Source organism: uncultured Sulfitobacter sp., assembly GCF_964021855.1.
Taxonomy (GTDB): Bacteria; Pseudomonadota; Alphaproteobacteria; order Rhodobacterales; family Rhodobacteraceae; genus Sulfitobacter.
In genome coordinates this window covers 465,065-484,227 of record NZ_CAXHZD010000002.1, presented here as the reverse complement: position 1 = coordinate 484,227, position 19,163 = coordinate 465,065, and the positions used below count along the sequence as shown (strand labels likewise).

At 59.0% G+C, this 19,163-nt stretch carries 15 protein-coding genes, 1 tRNA gene and 1 riboswitch; of the genes, 7 read left to right on the top strand and 9 right to left on the bottom strand.

Translation table 11 applies throughout. From position 1 onward, the window contains the following. Nucleotides 1-23: 23 nt before the first annotated feature. Nucleotides 24-122: riboswitch (TPP riboswitch) on the bottom strand. Between the two features lie 185 nt (nt 123-307). From AADJ11_RS08650 to AADJ11_RS08640, 3 genes are all read right to left on the bottom strand, one after another. Next, nucleotides 308-394 (bottom strand) — tRNA-Leu (locus AADJ11_RS08650). 41 nt (nt 395-435) lie between these two features. After that, nucleotides 436-987: a hypothetical protein gene (locus tag AADJ11_RS08645; protein ID WP_341234115.1), complete on the bottom strand. Its 552-nt coding sequence runs from the start codon at nt 985-987 to the stop codon at nt 436-438. Nucleotides 988-1,018: 31 nt separating this feature from the next. Beyond that, complete coding sequence (locus AADJ11_RS08640) at nt 1,019-1,474, bottom strand: Lrp/AsnC ligand binding domain-containing protein (RefSeq protein ID WP_341234482.1); 456 nt, start codon at nt 1,472-1,474, stop codon at nt 1,019-1,021. Between the two features lie 128 nt (nt 1,475-1,602). On the opposite strand from AADJ11_RS08640, the gene putA reads away from it, so the two are divergent. Beyond that, complete coding sequence (gene putA, locus AADJ11_RS08635; RefSeq protein WP_341234114.1) at nt 1,603-5,022, top strand: bifunctional proline dehydrogenase/L-glutamate gamma-semialdehyde dehydrogenase PutA; 3,420 nt, start codon at nt 1,603-1,605, stop codon at nt 5,020-5,022. Between the two features lie 5 nt (nt 5,023-5,027). Here putA and AADJ11_RS08630 read toward each other — a convergent pair whose 3' ends face one another. Next, a complete protein-coding gene (locus AADJ11_RS08630) occupies nt 5,028-5,651 on the bottom strand; it encodes a hypothetical protein (RefSeq protein ID WP_341234113.1) in 624 nt (207 codons plus the stop codon). Between the two features lie 60 nt (nt 5,652-5,711). Here AADJ11_RS08630 and AADJ11_RS08625 point away from each other — a divergent pair, with 60 nt between their 5' ends. After that, the gene (locus AADJ11_RS08625; protein ID WP_341234112.1) at nt 5,712-6,455 is read left to right on the top strand and encodes a rhomboid family intramembrane serine protease; all 744 of its coding nucleotides are present in this window, start codon (nt 5,712-5,714) and stop codon (nt 6,453-6,455) included. 89 nt (nt 6,456-6,544) lie between these two features. Here AADJ11_RS08625 and AADJ11_RS08620 read toward each other — a convergent pair whose 3' ends face one another. After that, entirely contained in the window at nt 6,545-7,330 is a 786-nt protein-coding gene (locus AADJ11_RS08620; RefSeq protein ID WP_341234111.1) for an inositol monophosphatase family protein, read from the bottom strand. Between the two features lie 184 nt (nt 7,331-7,514). Here AADJ11_RS08620 and AADJ11_RS08615 point away from each other — a divergent pair, with 184 nt between their 5' ends. Beyond that, nucleotides 7,515-8,555, top strand: a complete 1,041-nt coding sequence (locus AADJ11_RS08615) for an NADP-dependent oxidoreductase (protein WP_341234110.1) — start codon at nt 7,515-7,517, stop codon at nt 8,553-8,555. Between the two features lie 33 nt (nt 8,556-8,588). Here AADJ11_RS08615 and AADJ11_RS08610 read toward each other — a convergent pair whose 3' ends face one another. Beyond that, complete coding sequence (locus AADJ11_RS08610) at nt 8,589-9,494, bottom strand: LysR family transcriptional regulator (protein ID WP_341234109.1); 906 nt, start codon at nt 9,492-9,494, stop codon at nt 8,589-8,591. Between the two features lie 95 nt (nt 9,495-9,589). Here AADJ11_RS08610 and metF point away from each other — a divergent pair, with 95 nt between their 5' ends. Then, complete coding sequence (metF, locus tag AADJ11_RS08605; protein WP_341234108.1) at nt 9,590-10,456, top strand: methylenetetrahydrofolate reductase [NAD(P)H]; 867 nt, start codon at nt 9,590-9,592, stop codon at nt 10,454-10,456. Between the two features lie 72 nt (nt 10,457-10,528). Continuing rightward, complete coding sequence (locus AADJ11_RS08600; RefSeq protein WP_341234107.1) at nt 10,529-11,014, top strand: PaaI family thioesterase; 486 nt, start codon at nt 10,529-10,531, stop codon at nt 11,012-11,014. Between the two features lie 95 nt (nt 11,015-11,109). Here the strand turns inward: AADJ11_RS08600 and AADJ11_RS08595 are convergent, their stop codons facing one another. Further along, nucleotides 11,110-13,407 (bottom strand): xanthine dehydrogenase family protein molybdopterin-binding subunit, encoded by a 2,298-nt coding sequence (locus AADJ11_RS08595; RefSeq protein WP_341234106.1) that lies wholly within the window; start codon nt 13,405-13,407, stop codon nt 11,110-11,112. A 185-nt stretch (nt 13,408-13,592) separates the two neighbouring features. On the opposite strand from AADJ11_RS08595, the gene AADJ11_RS08590 reads away from it, so the two are divergent. Then, nucleotides 13,593-16,733: a valine--tRNA ligase gene (locus AADJ11_RS08590; RefSeq protein WP_341234105.1), complete on the top strand. Its 3,141-nt coding sequence runs from the start codon at nt 13,593-13,595 to the stop codon at nt 16,731-16,733. Between the two features lie 208 nt (nt 16,734-16,941). On the opposite strand, the gene AADJ11_RS08585 is transcribed toward AADJ11_RS08590, so the two are convergent. Both AADJ11_RS08585 and AADJ11_RS08580 read right to left on the bottom strand, forming a co-directional pair. Beyond that, nucleotides 16,942-17,733: a crotonase/enoyl-CoA hydratase family protein gene (locus AADJ11_RS08585; RefSeq protein WP_341234104.1), complete on the bottom strand. Its 792-nt coding sequence runs from the start codon at nt 17,731-17,733 to the stop codon at nt 16,942-16,944. A gap of 60 nt (nt 17,734-17,793) precedes the next feature. Next, the gene (locus AADJ11_RS08580; protein ID WP_341234103.1) at nt 17,794-17,958 is read right to left on the bottom strand and encodes a Tat pathway signal protein; all 165 of its coding nucleotides are present in this window, start codon (nt 17,956-17,958) and stop codon (nt 17,794-17,796) included. A gap of 96 nt (nt 17,959-18,054) precedes the next feature. Here AADJ11_RS08580 and AADJ11_RS08575 point away from each other — a divergent pair, with 96 nt between their 5' ends. Next, a complete protein-coding gene (locus AADJ11_RS08575; protein WP_341234102.1) occupies nt 18,055-19,158 on the top strand; it encodes a pyridoxal phosphate-dependent aminotransferase in 1,104 nt (367 codons plus the stop codon). The last annotated feature ends 5 nt before the right edge of the window (nt 19,159-19,163 follow it).

Genomic DNA, 19,163 nt, shown 5'->3' with positions numbered 1-19,163 from the left:
CGCAAGAAAGAGCCTGCGATGTCATTCGCAGAATACCCGTTCCCTACGCCGGTATGACCCGGATCAGGTTCGACGGGTCGGTGCGTACACCTCTCAGCCCTAAGGCCCCCCGACGGATAATATTTCTGGTAGCTGACGACCTTAGAACGCGCCGACTACACTCAAGGGCGGACGCTAGTTCGGCTTTTCCAAGATCGCAATAGGCTTTTGCACAAGCGGGTCGTTAATTCTGGGAAGGGCGTAGAGGATGAGAAACCCAAGAAGCAAACCGGCCTCAAGTAGCCGAAGGCGGTAGGCCAAGGAACAGTGGTGCGGGCGGTGGGACTCGAACCCACACGGGCACAAGGCCCAACAGATTTTAAGTCTGGTATGTCTACCATTCCATCACGCCCGCAACGCCGCGCACAATAGCTTGGTTCTTGGCGGTGTAAATGGTCAGATGTCTTCTCCGACCGGTCCAAGTGGTGCGCCTTTGGCCAAAAGGGCTGCTTCTGACAGCCACGGGTTATTTTCAACGGCTACTAGCAGCTGCGCGCGGGCCTCGGGGATGCGGCCAAGCTTCATCAGGGTCAGCGCCCTGCCCGACTGTGCCGCGACGTGCAAAGGTTGTAGTTTCAAGGCAATATCCAGATCAACCAGCGCGTTTTCATAGTCTTCGCGCAGGTAAAGGATATAGGCGCGCTGGTTGTGGCCTTCGGCGTAGGCAGGGCAATAGGTCACCAGACGATCAAAGTCAGCCAGCGCGCCAACAAAGTCGAAAGCATCGCGCTTGCGCAGCCCGCGGTTCAACACTTCTTGGGCGGCATCATCAGGGGCGCGCAACCACACCTCCCACATCTTGTTTGATAGGGATTGCCCTTGTTGGAAATCACGGGCGGATCGGGATTTTTCAAAAAGCTGCGTCAGCGCGCCTGCGATATCAGGCGGGGCGGGACAGGCAGCAAAAGCAGGGCCACAGATCAAAACAAGGGCGAATGAAAGGCGCATACGACAGTGAACCGCAGTAGCGCCGTTTCAGTCAAGTCACATCTGCGAGCATGATTTCCTTAACGGCTTCCATCGCCACATAGGTCGATGTGTTCGACACATAGGGCAGCGTGGTGATCGTTTCGCCCAGAAAATTCCGATAGGCCGCCATATCGCGGGTCCGCACCTTTAGCAGATAATCAAAGCTGCCCGCGATCATGTGAACCTGTTCAATCTCGTGCACCTTAAGGACGGCGGCGTTAAACGCCTTTAGCGCGACTTCCCGCGTGTCGCTCAGGCGGACCTCGACAAATGCAACGTGATCAAGCCCCAGCCGGATCGGATCCAGCAGCGCGCGGTAGCCCAGAATAACGCCTGCAATCTCAAGCCGGCGCAGACGCGCCTGAGTGGGGGATTTCGACAGACCGATCCGCTTGGCAAGGTCAGTGATGCTAATCCGCCCGTCTTCGGCCAGAACCGTTAGAATCGCCGCGTCAAAGCGGTCCATCTTGAAATCATCATTTGTCACGTCGAACACCCAATTTTAAATCGGTTTGCCTATCAAAATGCCGGCAATCAGTCACTCTTACTTCAAATTGCGCGCTAGACTAGTCCAATTAAACATAGGAGCCTAAAATGGCACGTGATTCTTCCCCGATTTTGCGTCATCAGATCGATGCAGGCACCTACGCCGATCAGGAACATGTTCTGCGTGAACTGATCCGCAACACCCAGCTATCACCTGAGGATCGGGTAGAGATCACCAAAGACGCTGCTGACATTGTGCGCGCCATTCGCAACCACACCGCCCCCGGCCTGATGGAAGTATTCCTTGCTGAATACGGCCTGTCCACGGATGAAGGCGTGGCCCTGATGTGTCTGGCCGAGGCGCTGTTGCGCGTGCCTGATGCCGATACCATTGATGCGTTGATCGAGGATAAAATCGCCCCCTCAGACTGGGGGCGCCACATGGGGCATTCAACATCACCGCTGGTGAATGCATCGACTTGGGCGCTGATGCTGACGGGGCGCGTTTTGGATGATGAACAGCCCGGCCCCGTGCGCCACATCCGCGCCGCGATCAAACGTCTGGGCGAACCCGTGATCCGCACAGCAGTCAGCCGCGCGATGAAGGAAATGGGCCGCCAGTTTGTTCTGGGTGAAAACATAAATGCCGCGATGGAACGCGCCAAAGGCATGGAGAAAAAGGGATATACCTATTCCTATGACATGCTGGGCGAAGCGGCCCGTACCGAAGCCGATGCCAAGCGTTATCACCTAAGCTATAGCCGCGCGATTTCGGCCATTGCGGTGGCCTGCACTCACAAGGACAGCCGCAAAAACCCCGGTATCTCTGTCAAACTATCCGCGCTGCACCCCCGCTATGAGGTCGCACAGGAAGCATCCGTTATGCGCGATCTGGTGCCGCGTCTGCGTGCGCTGGCCCTGCTGGCCAAATCCGCAGGCATGGGGCTGAATGTCGACGCAGAAGAGGCCGACCGACTGGGTCTGTCCTTGGATGTTATCGAAAAAGTGCTGTCCGAGCCTGCGTTGTCCGGATGGGCGGGTTTTGGTGTTGTTGTTCAGGCCTATGGCCCGCGCGCCGGTGTGGTGATTGACGCGCTCTATGACATGGCCATCCGCCACGACCGCAAAATCATGGTCCGTCTGGTGAAAGGGGCCTATTGGGACACCGAGATTAAACGCGCCCAAGTCAAAGGCGTCGATGGTTTTCCTGTCTTCACCCAAAAAGCCGCAACTGACGTGTCCTATATCGCGAATGCGCGCAAATTGTTGAACATGACCGACCGGATCTATCCGCAGTTCGCCACCCACAACGCGCATACGGTCGCCGCCGTTTTGCACATGGCGGAAGACAAGGAAAAATTCGAATTCCAGCGCCTGCATGGCATGGGCGAAACGCTCCATAACATTGTCATGGAAAAACACGGCACCCATTGCCGGGTTTATGCCCCTGTGGGGGCACACAAAGATTTGCTGGCCTATCTCGTGCGTCGCTTGCTGGAAAACGGTGCGAACTCCAGCTTTGTGAACCAGATCGTTGACGAAGATGTGTCCCCCGAAGAAGTCGCGGCCGACCCGTTCGAAAACCTGTCCGACGCCGCTATGCAAATCCCGACCGGACCCGACCTGTTCCAGCCGACGCGCCGTAACTCGATGGGGTTCGATCTGACCCACACCCCCACGCTGGATATGATTGAATCCGCCCGCGCCCCGTGGAGAGCACATCGCTGGGCCGCCACCCCGCTGATCGCAGCCGAGGCAAAGCCAAAGAAAGCCGTGCGTTTGCAAAACCCTGCCGCCGCTGGCCGCAGCCCCGGCACCGTGCGCAATGCATCAGAGGCCGATGTGAAAACCGCCTTTGACAAGGCGCAGATCTGGGATGCCCCGCTGCAAACCCGCCAAGAGGTGCTGCTGAAAGCTGCTGATATGCTCGAAGCGCATTATGGCGAAATCTTTGCGCTGCTGACCCGCGAAGCTGGCAAAAGCCTGCCCGACTGCGTTGGCGAGCTGCGCGAAGCCGTTGATTTCTTGCGCTATTATGCCTCGCAAGCCACCAACGTGCCGCCCGCTGGCATCTTTACCTGCATCTCGCCGTGGAACTTCCCGCTGGCGATTTTCTGTGGGCAGGTCAGCGCCGCCTTGGCCGCTGGCAACGCCGTGCTGGCGAAACCCGCTGAACAAACCCCGCTGATCGCGTTTCTGGCCGTATCGCTGCTGCACGAGGCTGGCGTGCCGCGCGATGTCTTGCAACTGCTGCCCGGCGGCGGCGATGTGGGCGCGGCGCTTACCTCTGATCCTCGGGTAAATGGTGTGGCCTTTACCGGCTCGACCGCGACAGCGCTGAAAATCCGCCAATCCATGGCAGATAATTGCGCCCCCGGCACCCCGCTGATCGCCGAAACCGGCGGGCTTAACGCCATGATTGTCGACAGCACCGCCCTGCCCGAACAAGCCGTTCAAGCCATCGTGGAAAGCGCGTTCCAATCCGCCGGGCAACGCTGTTCGGCCCTGCGCTGCCTCTATGTTCAAGAGGACATCGCCAAAGAGCTGATCGAGATGATTGAAGGCGCGATTGAGGTCATGGTCATGGGCAACCCCTGGGCTATTTCGACCGATATCGGCCCCGTCATCGACGAGGCCGCCCGCAAAACCATCGCCGACCACATCGACACGGCCCGTACCGAGGGTCGTGTGATTGCCGAAACGGTGGCCCCGACCGAGGGCACATTCATTCCGCCCACCATGATCCGCATCGACAGCATCTCGGACCTGAAGCGCGAGATTTTCGGCCCCGTGCTGCACATCGCAACCTTCAAATCCACGCAGTTGAACAAGGTGATCGATGACATCAACGCCACCGGTTACGGCCTGACCTTTGGCCTGCAAACCCGCATTGATGACCGGGTGCAGCATGTCTCTGAACGGATCGAGGCGGGGAATATCTATGTGAACCGCAACCAGATCGGTGCCATCGTCGGCTCTCAACCCTTTGGCGGCGAAGGGCTTTCTGGCACAGGCCCCAAAGCGGGCGGTCCGAACTATCTGCTTCGTTTCGATGTACCAGACATGAAATCGGTCGATGAAACATGGGGCGGGTCGCAATCAACCCTGCCAAAGCTGCCAGATCATATCGGCGCTGTGATTGACACGGTCACCTTGCCCGGACCCACGGGCGAAACGAACCGTCTCAGCTCAATGCCGCGGCCGGCATTGTTGTGCATGGGGCCGGGCACAGCCACAGCCACCGAACAGGCCCGCGCGGTTTCCGCGCTTGGCGGCGACACGCTCGAACTGACAGGCCAGATCGACATCGCATCTCTTGCGGAGGGGCCCAGCTATGGCGGTATCCTGTGGTGGGGCGACGCAGAAACTGCCCGCGCCATCGAACAGGCGCTGGCCAAACGGGACGGCCCGATTGTGCCTTTGATCCGCGGCCTGCCGGATACGGCCCATGTCCGCGCCGAACGGCATCTGTGCGTGGATACCACCGCTTCTGGTGGCAACGCAAAATTGCTGGGCGCTGCCGGATAAAACGTCTACCGGCGGGCGATCTTGATTGCCCGCCGCACAGCCAATGGCGGCGTTGCCAGCACAGGCACGCCAATATCCATCAAATAGGGGGCCGCGCCCTGCATCGACGCTTGCGCTAAAACAATACAGTCCGTCTGGGGCGCTGCAATCATGGCCGCCCCAACCGACTGCGCAATCGCACGGTTGAAATCGGGCATATCACCCGCTTCGAAATACAGCCACGCATCCTCGCAAAACACGACATCCGGCATGCGCCCTTTGGCGCAGTCCTGAAACAACGCGACACTCGGGCCACGCGTACTTTCCAGACAAATCGCCAGCATCACGGACCGGTATGACGCGGCCGCCTCCATCGCGGGTCGGTCGATGCGCAACACGTTGTCGCCGCCCAAGCGTTCAACCAGCGTGCCCAATGTCGAACAGGTGCACAGCACCGTGTCCTCCTGCGTAAACGACGCAATCAGTGCAGCCACATCTGCCGCCACAGCCTCGGTCCCGTCGGTCTGGGCGCGCGATAATAAATCGTCGCGGACGATATGTTCGACAGCGCCCTCCCACCCTTCGGCGGCGAAAAGCCGGGTGAACCCGTCCACGTGGCTTTGGCCCGTATGCAAACATGTGATCGTCATTCGATACCCCGCCTCATCCAAACTCTTGACCCTGCCCCAGCGATGGCTAAGGGTCGCGTCATGTTTCCAATCCGCGACCATAACCCATCCGGGCGCACACCCTATGTGACCTACCTGCTGATGGCGGTGAACATCGGCGTATTTCTAAGCTATGTCAGCTTGATGAACGATCCCCGGGCGATCAACCTTTTCTTTTATAACTGGGCGCTTTTGCCGGAACGCGTGACCATGGGCGGCGGATATACTGGCGTCATAACGTCGATGTTTCTGCACGGCGGCTGGATGCATCTGGCCGGTAACATGCTGTTTTTGTATATCTTTGGCGACAACATCGAAGACGAGATGGGCCATATGGGATATCTGGGTTTCTATCTTGCCTGCGGTATCTTATCGGCGGCGGCCCATGTGATTTCGGCCCCGATGTCGGGCGTGCCGACCGTGGGCGCGTCGGGGGCCATTGCGGGCGTGATGGGTGGCTACCTGCTGCTCTACCCCAAGGCCAAAGTCGATGTTCTAATCATCTTTATCGTGTTTTTCCGCATCCTGCCGATCCCCGCGTGGATCATGCTGGGCCTGTGGTTGGGCATGCAATTCATCGGCGGCGTCGGTGCCGACCCATCGTCAGGCGGCGTGGCCTATTGGGCGCATGCAGGCGGGTTTATCGTGGGTGTGGTGCTGACCATCCCGATCTGGCTGCGCTTGGGCGGGCCTCAGTTCTGGTCACAGACCCAAGGACATCCGCCCCACCCCGATGCAACCTATCGAACACGGCGCAGCCATATCCCAAAGGTGAAGCGCAAATAACGCGCCCCATCAGTTGATAGGTAAATCAACGTCGGTCTTCCAAATGGACTTAAATCCTCGCCGAAGGCATCCCGCCCCCGGCAGCGCAATCAGCCGCGTGCGACTTTTGCAAATCCGTTGAACAGCGCCTCGTTCGAACAAACGATCTCGCCGTCGGCAAGGATGTCACCGGCCGGGTTCAGCGGTTCAACCATACCACCGGCTTCGCGCACGATCAGCATGCCCGCAGCCAGATCCCAGGAATTCAGGCGACGTTCCCAATAGCCGTCAAAACGGCCCGCAGCGACATAGGCTAAATCCAGCGAAGCAGACCCCCAGCGACGCACACCGGCGCAGACGGGCAGCATGCGCCCCAATTCACGCAGGGTATCAGGCAAATCGGAACGCCCGGCAAAGGGCAGGCCCGTGGCGAAAATGGATTCGATCATCCGGTGACGGCCAGACACACGCAAACGCATGTCATTCATCCAGGCACCAGCCCCTTTTTCAGCAAAGAACATTTCGTCCTTGGCCGGATCAAACACAACGCCCGCAACGATCTGGCCTTTGTGCTCCAACGCAATCGAAATCGCCCAATGCGGCAAACCGTGAAGGAAGTTCGTCGTGCCGTCCAGCGGGTCAACGATCCAGCGGCGTGTGGGGTCTTGGCCCTCGTCTTCGCCACCTTCCTCGGCCAACCAGCCATAGGTCGGGCGTGCGCCCATCAATTCTTCTTTGATGATCTTTTCGGCCTGAATGTCGGCGCGGCTGACAAAATCACCGGCCCCTTTTCTGGACACCTGAAGGTTCTCTACCTCACGGAAATCCTTGACCAGCCCACGGCCAGCGCGCCGCGCGGCCTTGATCATGATATTTAGATTTGCACTGCCAACCATTTTCCGCGCCCTTCATTCAATCAGCCCTCCCTTTAAGCCCGCAAGCCCAGATTGCCAAGGGCCTCATTGTCAAAGGACCGTCAGGGTAAACAACGCTCTGACGCAACGTGCCAGTTGAACCCGCCTTGCGCCGTTAGGGTTTCCAGATACGGTACCCCTGAGGATTTAAATGGAGGACCCCGAAATGACCGATACAATGAAACATATCGTCTTGGCATCGCGCCCCGATGGCGCGCCAACAGCCGATAACTTTCGTCTAGAGGAATCCGCCGTACCAACGCCGGGCGACGGCGAAGTGCTGGTGCGTGTACATTACATGTCGCTTGACCCCTATATGCGCGGCCGCATGGATGATGCTAAATCCTATGCCGCCCCCGTGCCCATCGGCGGCACCATGGAAGGCGGTTCCGTCGGCGAAGTGATCACCTCCAACAGCCCCGACTTCAAACCGGGCGATTTTGTCTTCGGCATGTTCGGCTGGTCCACCCATGGCGTGCAGCCTGCCAAAATGCTGCGCAAGGTTGACCCCGCACAGGCCCCGATCACCACATCACTGGGTGTCTTGGGCATGCCCGGCTTTACCGGCTGGCAGGGTCTGATGGAATATGGCCGCCCCAAGGCTGGCGAAACGCTGGTCGTTGCGGCTGCTACCGGCCCGGTCGGGTCCATGGTCGGTCAGATCGCCAAAGCGCACGGGTTGCGCGTGGTTGGCATCGCAGGCGGTGCAGATAAATGCGCCACGGCCAAAGACCATTTCGGCTTTGACGAATGTCTGGATCACCGCGCTTATCCGGATGCAAAATCCCTGCGCGCCGCCTTGAAAGAGGCCTGCCCCAAAGGCATCGACATCTATTTCGAAAATGTCGGTGGCAAAGTGCTTGAAGCAGTGATGCCCCTGATGAACCCCCATGGCCGCATCCCGATCTGCGGCATGATCGCTTGGTACAATGCCGGTGGCTTGGGTGCCAACGCAGCCGAAGAAGCGCTGACCGCCCCCAAACTGTGGCGCACGATCTTGGTGAACTTCCTCAGCGTGAACGGTTTTATCATCTCGAACCACTGGGGCAACTTCCCCAACTTCCTCAAAGAAGTCGCACCAAAAGTGGCGGATGGCTCAATCGCCGTCCAGGAAGACATCACCGAAGGTCTGGAAAACGCGCCGCAAGCGTTCATGGATCTGCTGACCGGTGGCAACAACGGCAAGGCCATCGTCAAGGTTGTCTAAGCCTGTCGGGTGGGGCTCATCCCCACCCGATACCTAGCTCTGCTGAAGCTTGCGCGCCTCTTGCCCCGCCAGCTTCAGCAGTTTTTCCATATACGGCTTGCCCAGATCATCCTGCCGCACCGCTGCATACAGCCTGCGCGTGATCCCGTTTTCGGTCAGCGGCCGCGTGACATAATCGCTGCTGTATTTCACCTCGCGCACCACCCAGTCCGGCAACACGGCCACCCCGCGATTGGACGCCACCAGCAACAAAATCACCGCCGTCAATTCCACCTGCCGGATCGCCAGTGGCTCGACCTTCGCCGGGATCAGCAATTGACTGAACACATCCAGGCGCGTCCGCTCCACCGGATAGGTGATCAATGTTTCGGCACGAAAATCCTGCGCCTCGACATAGGGCTTTGCGGCCAACGGGTGCGTGCTGGCCGCGACAAACACCGGGCTGTAATCAAACAGCTCAACAAATTCGACGCCGGGTAAATCTTCGGGATCAGATGATACCACCAGATCAACCTCTTCGCGCAGCAATGCAGGCAAGGCATCAAAGGCCAGACCGGGGCGAATATCGACATCTACATCCGGCCATAGCTTGCGAAACTGCTCCAGAACCGGGAACAGCCATTCAAAACAGGCGTGGCATTCAATCGCGATATGCATCCGGCCTGTGCTGCCCGCGCGCAGCCCCATAAACTCCGCCTGTGCCGCCTCTAGCTGCGGCAACACCTGCTGCGCCAGCTTCAGCAATCGCAATCCCGCCGGCGACAACTTAAGCGGCTTGGACCGCCGCACAAACAGCTCCACCCCGGCTTGATCCTCAAGCCCCTTCACCTGATGGGACAGCGCCGATTGGGTGATGTTCATCTGCTCGGCAGCACGCGCCAGCCCACCTGCCTTATGAATGGCCTGAATGGTACGCAGATGGCGGAACTCAATATGCATATGAGGCGTTCCTCATGTTGAAGATGAAAGTTATGAGTTTGTTTCACAACTAAATCTGTGCGACAAGACATGAAAGCCAGAACAGGAACCTAAAAATGCCCAGCCCCGCCGTCTCTTTCGAAGTGTTCCCACCCAAGTCCGTCGATGCGTCGTTCCGGCTTTGGGACACCGCGCAGGCACTGGCCCCTTTGTCACCGCGTTTCTTTTCCGTCACCTATGGCGCGGGCGGCACAACCCGCGATCTGACCCATGATTCCGCCCACGTTCTGCGCCGCACCTCGGGCCTGCCCGTGGCCGCACATCTGACCTGCGTCGGGGCCAGCAAGGCCGAAACCATGGAAGTCGCCAACAGCTTTGCCGAGATCGGCGTGACCGATATTGTGGCCTTGCGCGGCGACCCTGAAAACGGGGCCAAGGTGTTTACCCCGCATCCCGACGGTTTCGCCAACAGTGTCGAACTGATCGAAGCTTTGGCCGCCACGGGCAAATTCACCCTGCGCGTCGGGGCCTATCCTGAACCGCACCCCGAAAGCGTGGATCAGGCGCAAAACATCGAATGGCTTAAACGCAAGTTCGACGCCGGCGCGGACGAGGCGATTACCCAGTTCTTCTTTGACGCCGACACCTTCCTGCGGTTCCGCGATGACTGCGCTGCGGCTGGCATCACCAAAACCATCACACCGGGCATTATGCCGATCACCAACTGGAAATCCGCAAGGGGTTTTGCCACACGCTGCGGCACCCAAGTGCCTGCTTGGCTGGACGATGCCTTTGAAACCGCGATCCGCGATGACCGCCACGATCTACTGTCGACTGCGCTGTGCACCGAGATGTGCAGCGCGCTGGTGGATGAGGGCGTCGAGAACCTGCATTTCTACACACTCAACCGCCCCGAGCTGACCCGCAGCGTCTGCCGCGCCTTGGACGTCACAGCCCAAACAACCCTGTCGGACGTTGCGTAAGACCAAAGACGTCTTGCCCTAGACCTCCAAATTCAACAAGCTTCTCCGGCACGCAACTGCCGGAGATTTTTTATGCCACGTGTCGCCAACTGCCCCCAAGACCTGCTCCCCCGAGAAGAAGCGCTCAAGCTGTCGGGTCTTGAGTTTATGCAGAAAATTCTGGATGGCACCAACCCCGGCCCGCCCATTGGCCAAACCATGGGCTATCTCATTCACGAAGTTGCCGAAGGCCGCGCTGTATTCCGCGGTGCGCCCGAGTTCAACGTGACAAACCCCTTGGGCACGGTGCATGGCGGCTGGTACGGCACATTGCTCGATTCCGCGATGGCCTGCGCTGTGCAAACCAAGGTCCCGCGCGGCTCGATCTACACAACGCTCGAATATAAAATCAACATTCTGCGCGCCATCCCACTGGGCACCCAGATCGAATGCATCGGCACGGTTGACCACGTGGGCCGCTCCACCGGCATCGCCCATGGCGAAATCCGTGGCGTCGACGATGGCAAACTCTACGCCACAGGCTCCACCACCTGCATCGTCATGCAAATCGTGAAATAGCCCGCCCGCTTCTCTGGCTCAAAAATATCCCGGGGGTGGCCCGTCAGGGCCGGGGGCAGCGCCCCCTCCCCCTTTCATCCAACCAAACCGCGACCTTACTCTGCCGCGATGGCCTGATCCTTCAGCAGCGCCCAAACCTTATGCGGCGTAAACGGCATATCTGCCTGACGCACACCACGGTCCCACAGTGCATCTTGCACCGCGTTCGACACCGCCGCCAATGCGCCAACTGTGCCGGCCTCGCCACAGCCCTTCATCCCCATCAGGTTCGCGGTCGAGGGCACGGGCTCAGAGTTGAACGTGATAAACGGCACATCCGCCGCGCGCGGCATCGCATAATCCATAAAGGACGCCGTGAGCAACTGGCCGTCCTCGTCATAGACGACATGCTCTTGAATGGCCTGCCCGATGCCTTGGACAACACCGCCATGCACTTGGCCCGCGGCCAGCATCGGGTTGATCAGATTGCCGAAATCATCGACCACAGTATAGCTGTCCACCGTCACCACGCCCGTCTCGGGGTCAATGACCACCTCTGACACATGCGCGCCGTTGGGATAGCTGCGCCCGGGCAAGGTCGCGCGTTCATGATGTACCAACAGGTCGTCGCGGCCTTTTTCGCGGGCCAGATCGGCGACCTCCAGCATTGTGGGTGTCATGTTGGACCCCTCGGCGCGGAACCGTTCATCGTCAAAGCTGATCTCGGATGCAGGCACGCCCATTTCATCGGCCAGAAACGCGGTAAAGACTTCGGTCATCTTGGCAACCGTTGCCAATGTCGCCGTGTTTTGCGTGGTCACAGACCGTGACCCGCCAGTCCCGCCGCCTTGCTTGATCAAGTCGCTATCGCCTTGGATCACGTGGATCAGCTCGGCTGGGATACCCGTCTGATCCGACAGGAACTGCGCATAAACCGTCTCGTGGCCCTGCCCGTTCGACTGCGTGCCCACATAGATGAACACGGTGCCATCTTCGTTAAACTCGACCTTCGCGCCCTCTGAGGGATCGCCCAGGATGCTTTCGATGTAATAGCACAGCCCCTGCCCGCGCAGCAGCCCCTTGGCCGCATCCGCAGCCTTGCGCGCCTCAAAACCGTCGCGGTCAGCCTCGACCGCGGCGCGGGTCAGCAGGCGGTCAAATTCGCCCACGTCATAGGTCTCGCCGGTGGCAGAGGTATAGGGGAACTGGTCCGGCTTGATAAAGTTGATGCGGCGCAATTCCCATGGGTCCACGCCCAGCTCGCGCGCGGCGCGGTCCATCAGACGCTCCAAGACATAGATCGCCTCGGGCCGGCCGGCACCGCGATAGGCGTCAACCTGCACCGTGTTAGTATAATATCCTTCGACCTGCAGCCATGTGGTCTGCACGTCGTAAACGCCCATCAACACCCGGCTGAACAGGGTCGCTTGAATGGGTTGGCCGAACTGGCTGTTATAGGCCCCAAGGTTACATTTCGTACTGACGCGGTAGGCGGTGATCTTGTTATTCTCATCAAAGGCAAATTCCGCCAGCGACGTCAGATCGCGCCCGCCATTATCGCTTAGCATCGCCTCGGTCCGGTCCGACATCCAGCGCACCGGACGTCCCACAACCCGCGCCGCCTGCGCGACCGAGAAATATTCAGGATAGGCCATCGCCTTCATGCCAAAGCCGCCACCGGTATCGGGGTTCGTCACCCGCACCTGTTCGTCTTCGAGCGCGAAAACGCGTTTCAGGTTGCCCTTGTGGACCCAAACCCCCTGGCCATTGTTGGACACATGCAGCTTACCGTCTTCCCACTCGGCATAGCAGCCGCGCGGTTCAAGCGAATTGACGATGATCCGGTTGTCGCCCACATCAAGGCTGACGGTCTTGGCCGCCGCATCGAATGCCTTTTGCGTGGCTTCTTCATCGCCCAGCCCCCAATCAAAGGCCAGATTATCAGGCGCTTCTTCGTGCAGGGCCTCGCCGCCCCGCTCCAGCGTCATATGTGTGGGCAAATCATCCACATCCAGCAGGATCAATTCAGCCGCATCGCGGGCTTGATCCAGCGTGTCTGCGATCACGACGGCCACCGGTTCGCCCACAAAGCGGACACGCCCCTTGGCCAGCATCGGGCGCAGCGGCTTGGCACCGTCCGTGCCATCGCGGTTTTTCAAAATTGCACCATCCATGGAAATATCCATGCCAGACGCTTCCAGATCATCAATGGTCAGCACCGCGTGTACGCCATCGGCCTCGCGCGCATCAGATACGTCCAGCGATGCAATCACCCCATGCCCGACGGGCGAGCGATAGAAATAAGCATGCAGCGAATTTTCAGGCGCAATATCATCGACATAGCGCCCTTCGCCCGTCAGAAACCGCAGATCTTCAACCCGCTTGACCGGCTGGCTTTTTCCGAACTTATCCATCTGCGCGCATCCTTTGGAAATCCATCATCTGTTGATGCCGACATTAGCCCCGAAAAACCTGATGTCCAGCCGCCCACCGGCAAAACACCACGTCGGCCCCCGCGCCCAAGTTTTCCGCCCGCCAGCCTTCCCCTTTGCGCCTTGCTCCGCTAGATCATCATCAAGTTTAAAGAAGGACGCTGATCATGGCACTTGATAAGAATTTTGACGCCGCCAAGGCCGAAGCCCGTTTGTACGAAGCATGGGAGACCGCAGGTGCCTTCAAAGCCGGTGCAAATGCCAGCCGTGATGACACCTATTGCGTGATGATCCCGCCCCCCAACGTCAACGGATCGCTGCACGTCGGCCACGCCTTCAACAACACGCTTCAGGACATTCTGGTCCGCTGGCACCGCATGCGCGGTTTCGACACCCTGTGGCAGCCCGGCCAAGACCACGCAGGCATTGCCTTGCAACTGGCCGTCGAAAACAAGCTCGCCGAAAGCCAGATTAAACGCACGGACCTGACGCGCGAAGAATTCCTCGGCCACGCATGGGCGTACAAAGAGGCCACCGCCGACACCATCGTGGGCCAGCTCAAGCGTCTGGGGTCCTCCTGCGACTGGTCACGCAACGCCTTCACCATGTCCGGTGCCCCCGGCGACACCCGCGTGGGCCATGAAAACTCGCCCAACTTCCATGACGCCGTGATCAAAGTCTTCGTTGACATGTACAACGCCGGCAAAATCTATCGCGGCAAACGGCTGGTCAACTGGGACCCGCGCTTTGAAACCGCGATTTCCGATCTTGAGGTCGAAAACATCGAAGTCCCCGGTCACATGTGGCACTTCAAGTACCCCCTCGCGGGCGGTGCCACCTATGAATATGTGGAAAAAGACGAAGACGGCAACGAGACCCTGCGCGAGACCCGCGATTACATCGCCATCGCAACGACCCGCCCCGAAACCATGCTGGGCGACGGCGCTGTTGCCGTGCACCCGTCCGATGAACGCTATGCGCCCATCATCGGCAAACTCTGCGAAATTCCCGTTGGCCCCAAAGAGCACCGCCGCCTGATCCCGATCATCACCGATGAATACCCAGACAAGGATTTCGGCTCGGGCGCGGTCAAGATCACCGGCGCGCATGACTTTAACGACTACCAAGTCGCCAAGCGCAACGGCATCCCCATGTACAACCTCATGGACACCAAGGCCGCCATGCGCGCCGACGGAAAACCCTATGCCGAAGAAGCCGCGACCGCCCAAAAGATCGCGAACGGAGAGCTGGAGTTCGACGAGGCAATGATCGCCGCGATGAACCTTGTGCCCGAAGACTACCGTGGCCTTGATCGGCTCAAAGCCCGCAAAAAGGTCGTAGAGGCTATCACCGCCGAAGGCCTCGCCGTCATGACAGAAAACCCCCGTAGGGTGGGTGACAACCCACCTGATGAGGCCGAAAACGAAGAACCCGCGCTCATCCCCTACGTCGAAAACAAACCGATCATGCAGCCCTTTGGCGACCGTTCAAAGGTCGTGATCGAGCCAATGCTGACCGACCAATGGTTCGTGGACACCGACCAGATCGTCGGCCCCGCACTGGATGCCGTGCGCAATGGCGACGTCAAAATCATGCCCGAAAGCGGCGAGAAAACCTATTACAACTGGCTCGACAACATCGAGCCCTGGTGCATCTCGCGCCAGTTGTGGTGGGGGCACCAGATTCCGGTTTGGTACGGGCCAACCAAAGAGGAGTTGTTATCAACACCAAAGAATACTAGCGGTACGGCCCACAATATTCGAACTTATAAAGAGTTCGTGGGGGCCTCACTCGAGGCAGTCAAAGCAAAAGCTGAAGAGTACTATGGGGATAACGTCGATGTTGGTTATTACTTCGATGGCATGGATGAATCACGTGAGGTATCTGATAGGCAACCAGCTTATCGGTATGGGAACGCGACATATCCACTGTACGGCCCCGACAAGGAGAAATTTTTCTCCGACGGTTTCTATGTTCAACTGACGCGCGACCCCGACGTCCTCGACACATGGTTCTCCTCCGGCCTCTGGCCAATCGGCACCCTCGGCTGGCCCGAAGAAACCGAAGCCTACAAAAAATACTTCCCCACCTCTGATCTGATCACGGGCCAGGACATCCTGTTCTTCTGGGTCGCCCGCATGATGATGATGCAGCTTGATACCGTGGGCAGAATCCCATTCGATACCGTCTATCTCCACGGCCTCGTCCGCGATGCCAAGGGCAAGAAGATGTCGAAATCCGTCGGCAATGTCATCGATCCGCTGGAAATCATTGACGAATACGGTGCCGACGCCCTGCGCTTTACCAACGCCGCCATGGCATCCTTGGGTGGCGCGCTGAAACTCGATACCGCGCGCATCGCGGGCTACCGCAACTTTGGCACCAAGATCTGGAACGCCCACCGTTTTGCGGAAATGAACGGCGTGTTCGAGGATAACGTGCCTGCGGTGAACTACACCAGCCACGCGGATGTCGATCACACGTTGAATAAATGGATCATCGGCGAAACCGCCCGCGTCCGCGAAGAAGTCGACGCCGCCCTTGAAAACTACCGCTTCAACGATGCCGCCAACGCGCTTTACGCCTTTGTCTGGGGCAAGGTCTGCGACTGGTATGTGGAACTGTCAAAACCCCTGCTGCAAGACGACGCGCCAGAGGCCGCAGAAACCCGCCAGACCCTGAAATGGGTGCTGGACCAATGCCTGACCCTGTTGCACCCGATCATGCCCTTCATCACCGAAGAGCTGTGGCAAAACACGGATGCGCGCAGCAAGATGCTGATCCACGGCGACTGGCCCACCTATACCGTGGCTGACATGCTGGACGCAGATGCCGACCGCGAATTGAACTGGGTGATCGGCCTGATTGAATCCATCCGCTCCGCCCGCCAACAAATGCACGTGCCCGCGGGGCTCAAAGTGCCGATGCTCTGCACCTCGATGGACGACGCTGCCCAAGCGGCTTGGGATGGGAATGAGGCGATGATCAAACGCCTAGCCCGGGTGGAAAGCATCGAAAAGACAGATGATTTTCCCAAAGGCACCGTATCCATCGCAGCCCCCGGTGCGACCTTCGGCCTGCCCTTGGCCGGGTTAATTGACATCGACGCCGAAAAATCACGCCTGCAAAAATCGCTGGATAAACTGGGCAAGGAAATCGGTGGCCTAAAGGGGCGTCTCAACAACCCCAAATTCGCCGCCTCGGCCCCTGCCGAAGTCGTTGCCGAAGCCCAAGGGAATCTGGACGCGCGTCAGGAAGAAGCAGACCAGCTTCAGGCCGCTTTGGATCGCTTGGCCGAGTTGGGGTAATACGGGTCTTTATTCCAAATGGACTTAAATCCTCGCCGAAGGCATTCTTCTCTTCTGGACCATCAAAAGAGTTTTAACGCCTTCGGCGAGGATTTTTTACCATTTGGAAACCAAGATCGGTGATCTTAGCGCTGCGGTCCTAGCTGGGAAGCGAAGATCGTCCATTTGGAAAGCCCCGTCTGTTAGCTCAGGCGGGGCTGACCATTTTTCAATCTTTGAAAACAGCGGGGCGTTTGCCGAACTCAGCCGCAATCACTTCCATTTGGTGCGGACGGCCTAGCAATTCGGCCTGCTCGCGGGATTCCTCAAGCAACACCTCATCGGCTCCGTTCGTTTCAGCAAAAGCTGTCAGGCGTTTTGCGGCTTTTATCGCGCTTGGGCTTTTGCCTGCGATGGTCGCGGCAAGGTCCATTGCGGCGGCCAGCGGGTCATCGGCAAGCTGCGTGACCAGCCCCCAGCGTTCGGCCTGCGTCGCGTCGATGGGCTGCGCTGTGTAGGTCATCAGCCGCAGCACATCGCCGCGCACCAGTTTAGGCAGCAGCACCATGCCGCCCATGTCGGGCACGATGCCCCATTTCATCTCCATTACCGCCAGTTCAGCATTGGGTGCGGCAATGCGGATATCCGCCCCAAGGGCCAGTTGCAGCCCTGCGCCATAGACCTTGCCATGCAGCGCGGCGATCACCGGAATACCAACGCGTGTCCAGATCATCGGGACTTCTTGCCATTGGTTTGTTGTGCCATCACCGTGGGTACGTGGCATCATAAGCTCTTTGGGATCGCCCCCGGCCAGCGCACCCATCGCGCTGATGTCGATGCCGGCGCAAAATGCTTTGCCGTCGCCCGACAGCACAACAACCCGTGCGTCAGATGCGGCGACTTCGTTGCCGGCTGCGATGATTGCGTCGATCATATCCTGATCCACGGCATTCATTTTATCGGCGCGGGTCAGGCGCACATGGGCGATGTGATTTTCATAGGTGATTGTGACGCGAGCCATGGGTTCCTCCGGTAATTTTCACCATCTGGACCTATATCATCGCCCGTGCAAAGCAAAACGCTACGGCACCCAGCGTTCAACTGCCCGCATCATGCCAAGGGATTTATCATAGGCCAGCGTTAGAATACGCCGCCCGCCCAGCTTGGTCCCGGCAAGGGGGACCGTACGGATGGCACTGGCAGCCAGTGCTGTTGCGACAAAGCTGCGTCGGGTGAGTTTGGCCATGATAGAGCCTCCAATTGCGAATGATTATTACTTAGGGGCGCAGAGCTGCTTTTTCAATGCTTGCCCAGACCGATAGGGATGCAGTAATCGGGTGGCATGACACATGTTCGCCTTACCCCGCTTGCCCAATCCCTGCCCTCGACCGTGCCGTTTGTGGGCCCTGAAACCCAAGAACGCGCCGCTGGCCGGGTGTTTGACGCGCGGTTGGGCGCGAATGAGAATGTATTCGGCCCCTCGCCCCGCGCGGTTGAGGCGATGGCGGCCACGCAGCAGTGGATGTATGGCGATCCCGAAAGCTATGATTTGCGTCAGGCCTTGGCCGCGCATCACGGCATCGCCCCGGACCACATCATCGTGGGCGAAGGCATTGATGGCCTATTGGGCTATTTGGTGCGGCTGATGGTGGCGCAGGGCGATGCGGTGGTCACGTCAGATGGCGCATATCCGACGTTTAATTACCATGTCGCAGGGTTTGGCGGCGTGTTGCACAAGGTCCCTTATCTTGGCGATCACGAGGACCAAAACGCGCTGTTTGCCAAGGCTGCCGAAGTCGACGCAAAGCTGGTATATCTGGCGAACCCCGACAATCCGATGGGCAGTTGGCATTCGGGCGCTGATCTGGTCAAGGCGATGGAGGCCCTGCCCAAGGGTTGCCTGTTGGTGTTGGACGAGGCCTATGTCGATTGCGCCCCGGATGGCACCGCCCCCGTGTTGGATGCCGATGATCCGCGGCTGATACGGATGCGGACGTTTTCAAAGGTGCATGGGCTGGCGGGTGCGCGGGTCGGTTATGCCATTGCCGCCCCTGAACTGATCACGGCCTTTGGCAAGGTGCGCAACCACTTTGGCATGAACCGCGCGGGTCAGGCTGGCGCATTGGCGGCGCTGAAAGATACCGATTGGCTTGCACATGTGAAAACGCAAATCGCCACCGCCCGCGACCGGATCGCCGAGATTACCCGCGACAACGACCTGACGCCGCTGCCTTCTGCGGCAAATTTTGTGGCGATTGATTGCGGGCGTGATGGGGCCTTTGCCAAAGCTGTCCTTGATGGGTTGGTGGCGCGGGGCATCTTCGTGCGCATGCCTTTTGCCGCCCCGCAAAACCGTTGTATTCGGGTCAGCTGTGGCACGCCCGCTGATCTCGATGCATTCGCCGCTGCGCTGCCCCTAGCTCTAGCGGATGCGCAAAAAGCATAGCCTCA

Coding starts and splice junctions, on each gene's coding strand:
- AADJ11_RS08645 (WP_341234115.1), bottom strand. CDS start 987: ATGCGCCTTTCATTCGCCCTTGTTTTGATCTGTGGCCCTGCTTTTGCT.
- AADJ11_RS08640 (WP_341234482.1), bottom strand. CDS start 1,474: ATGGACCGCTTTGACGCGGCGATTCTAACGGTTCTGGCCGAAGACGGG.
- putA (WP_341234114.1), top strand. CDS start 1,603: ATGGCACGTGATTCTTCCCCGATTTTGCGTCATCAGATCGATGCAGGC.
- AADJ11_RS08630 (WP_341234113.1), bottom strand. CDS start 5,651: ATGACGATCACATGTTTGCATACGGGCCAAAGCCACGTGGACGGGTTC.
- AADJ11_RS08625 (WP_341234112.1), top strand. CDS start 5,712: ATGTTTCCAATCCGCGACCATAACCCATCCGGGCGCACACCCTATGTG.
- AADJ11_RS08620 (WP_341234111.1), bottom strand. CDS start 7,330: ATGGTTGGCAGTGCAAATCTAAATATCATGATCAAGGCCGCGCGGCGC.
- AADJ11_RS08615 (WP_341234110.1), top strand. CDS start 7,515: ATGACCGATACAATGAAACATATCGTCTTGGCATCGCGCCCCGATGGC.
- AADJ11_RS08610 (WP_341234109.1), bottom strand. CDS start 9,494: ATGCATATTGAGTTCCGCCATCTGCGTACCATTCAGGCCATTCATAAG.
- metF (WP_341234108.1), top strand. CDS start 9,590: ATGCCCAGCCCCGCCGTCTCTTTCGAAGTGTTCCCACCCAAGTCCGTC.
- AADJ11_RS08600 (WP_341234107.1), top strand. CDS start 10,529: ATGCCACGTGTCGCCAACTGCCCCCAAGACCTGCTCCCCCGAGAAGAA.
- AADJ11_RS08595 (WP_341234106.1), bottom strand. CDS start 13,407: ATGGATAAGTTCGGAAAAAGCCAGCCGGTCAAGCGGGTTGAAGATCTG.
- AADJ11_RS08590 (WP_341234105.1), top strand. CDS start 13,593: ATGGCACTTGATAAGAATTTTGACGCCGCCAAGGCCGAAGCCCGTTTG.
- AADJ11_RS08585 (WP_341234104.1), bottom strand. CDS start 17,733: ATGGCTCGCGTCACAATCACCTATGAAAATCACATCGCCCATGTGCGC.
- AADJ11_RS08580 (WP_341234103.1), bottom strand. CDS start 17,958: ATGGCCAAACTCACCCGACGCAGCTTTGTCGCAACAGCACTGGCTGCC.
- AADJ11_RS08575 (WP_341234102.1), top strand. CDS start 18,055: ATGACACATGTTCGCCTTACCCCGCTTGCCCAATCCCTGCCCTCGACC.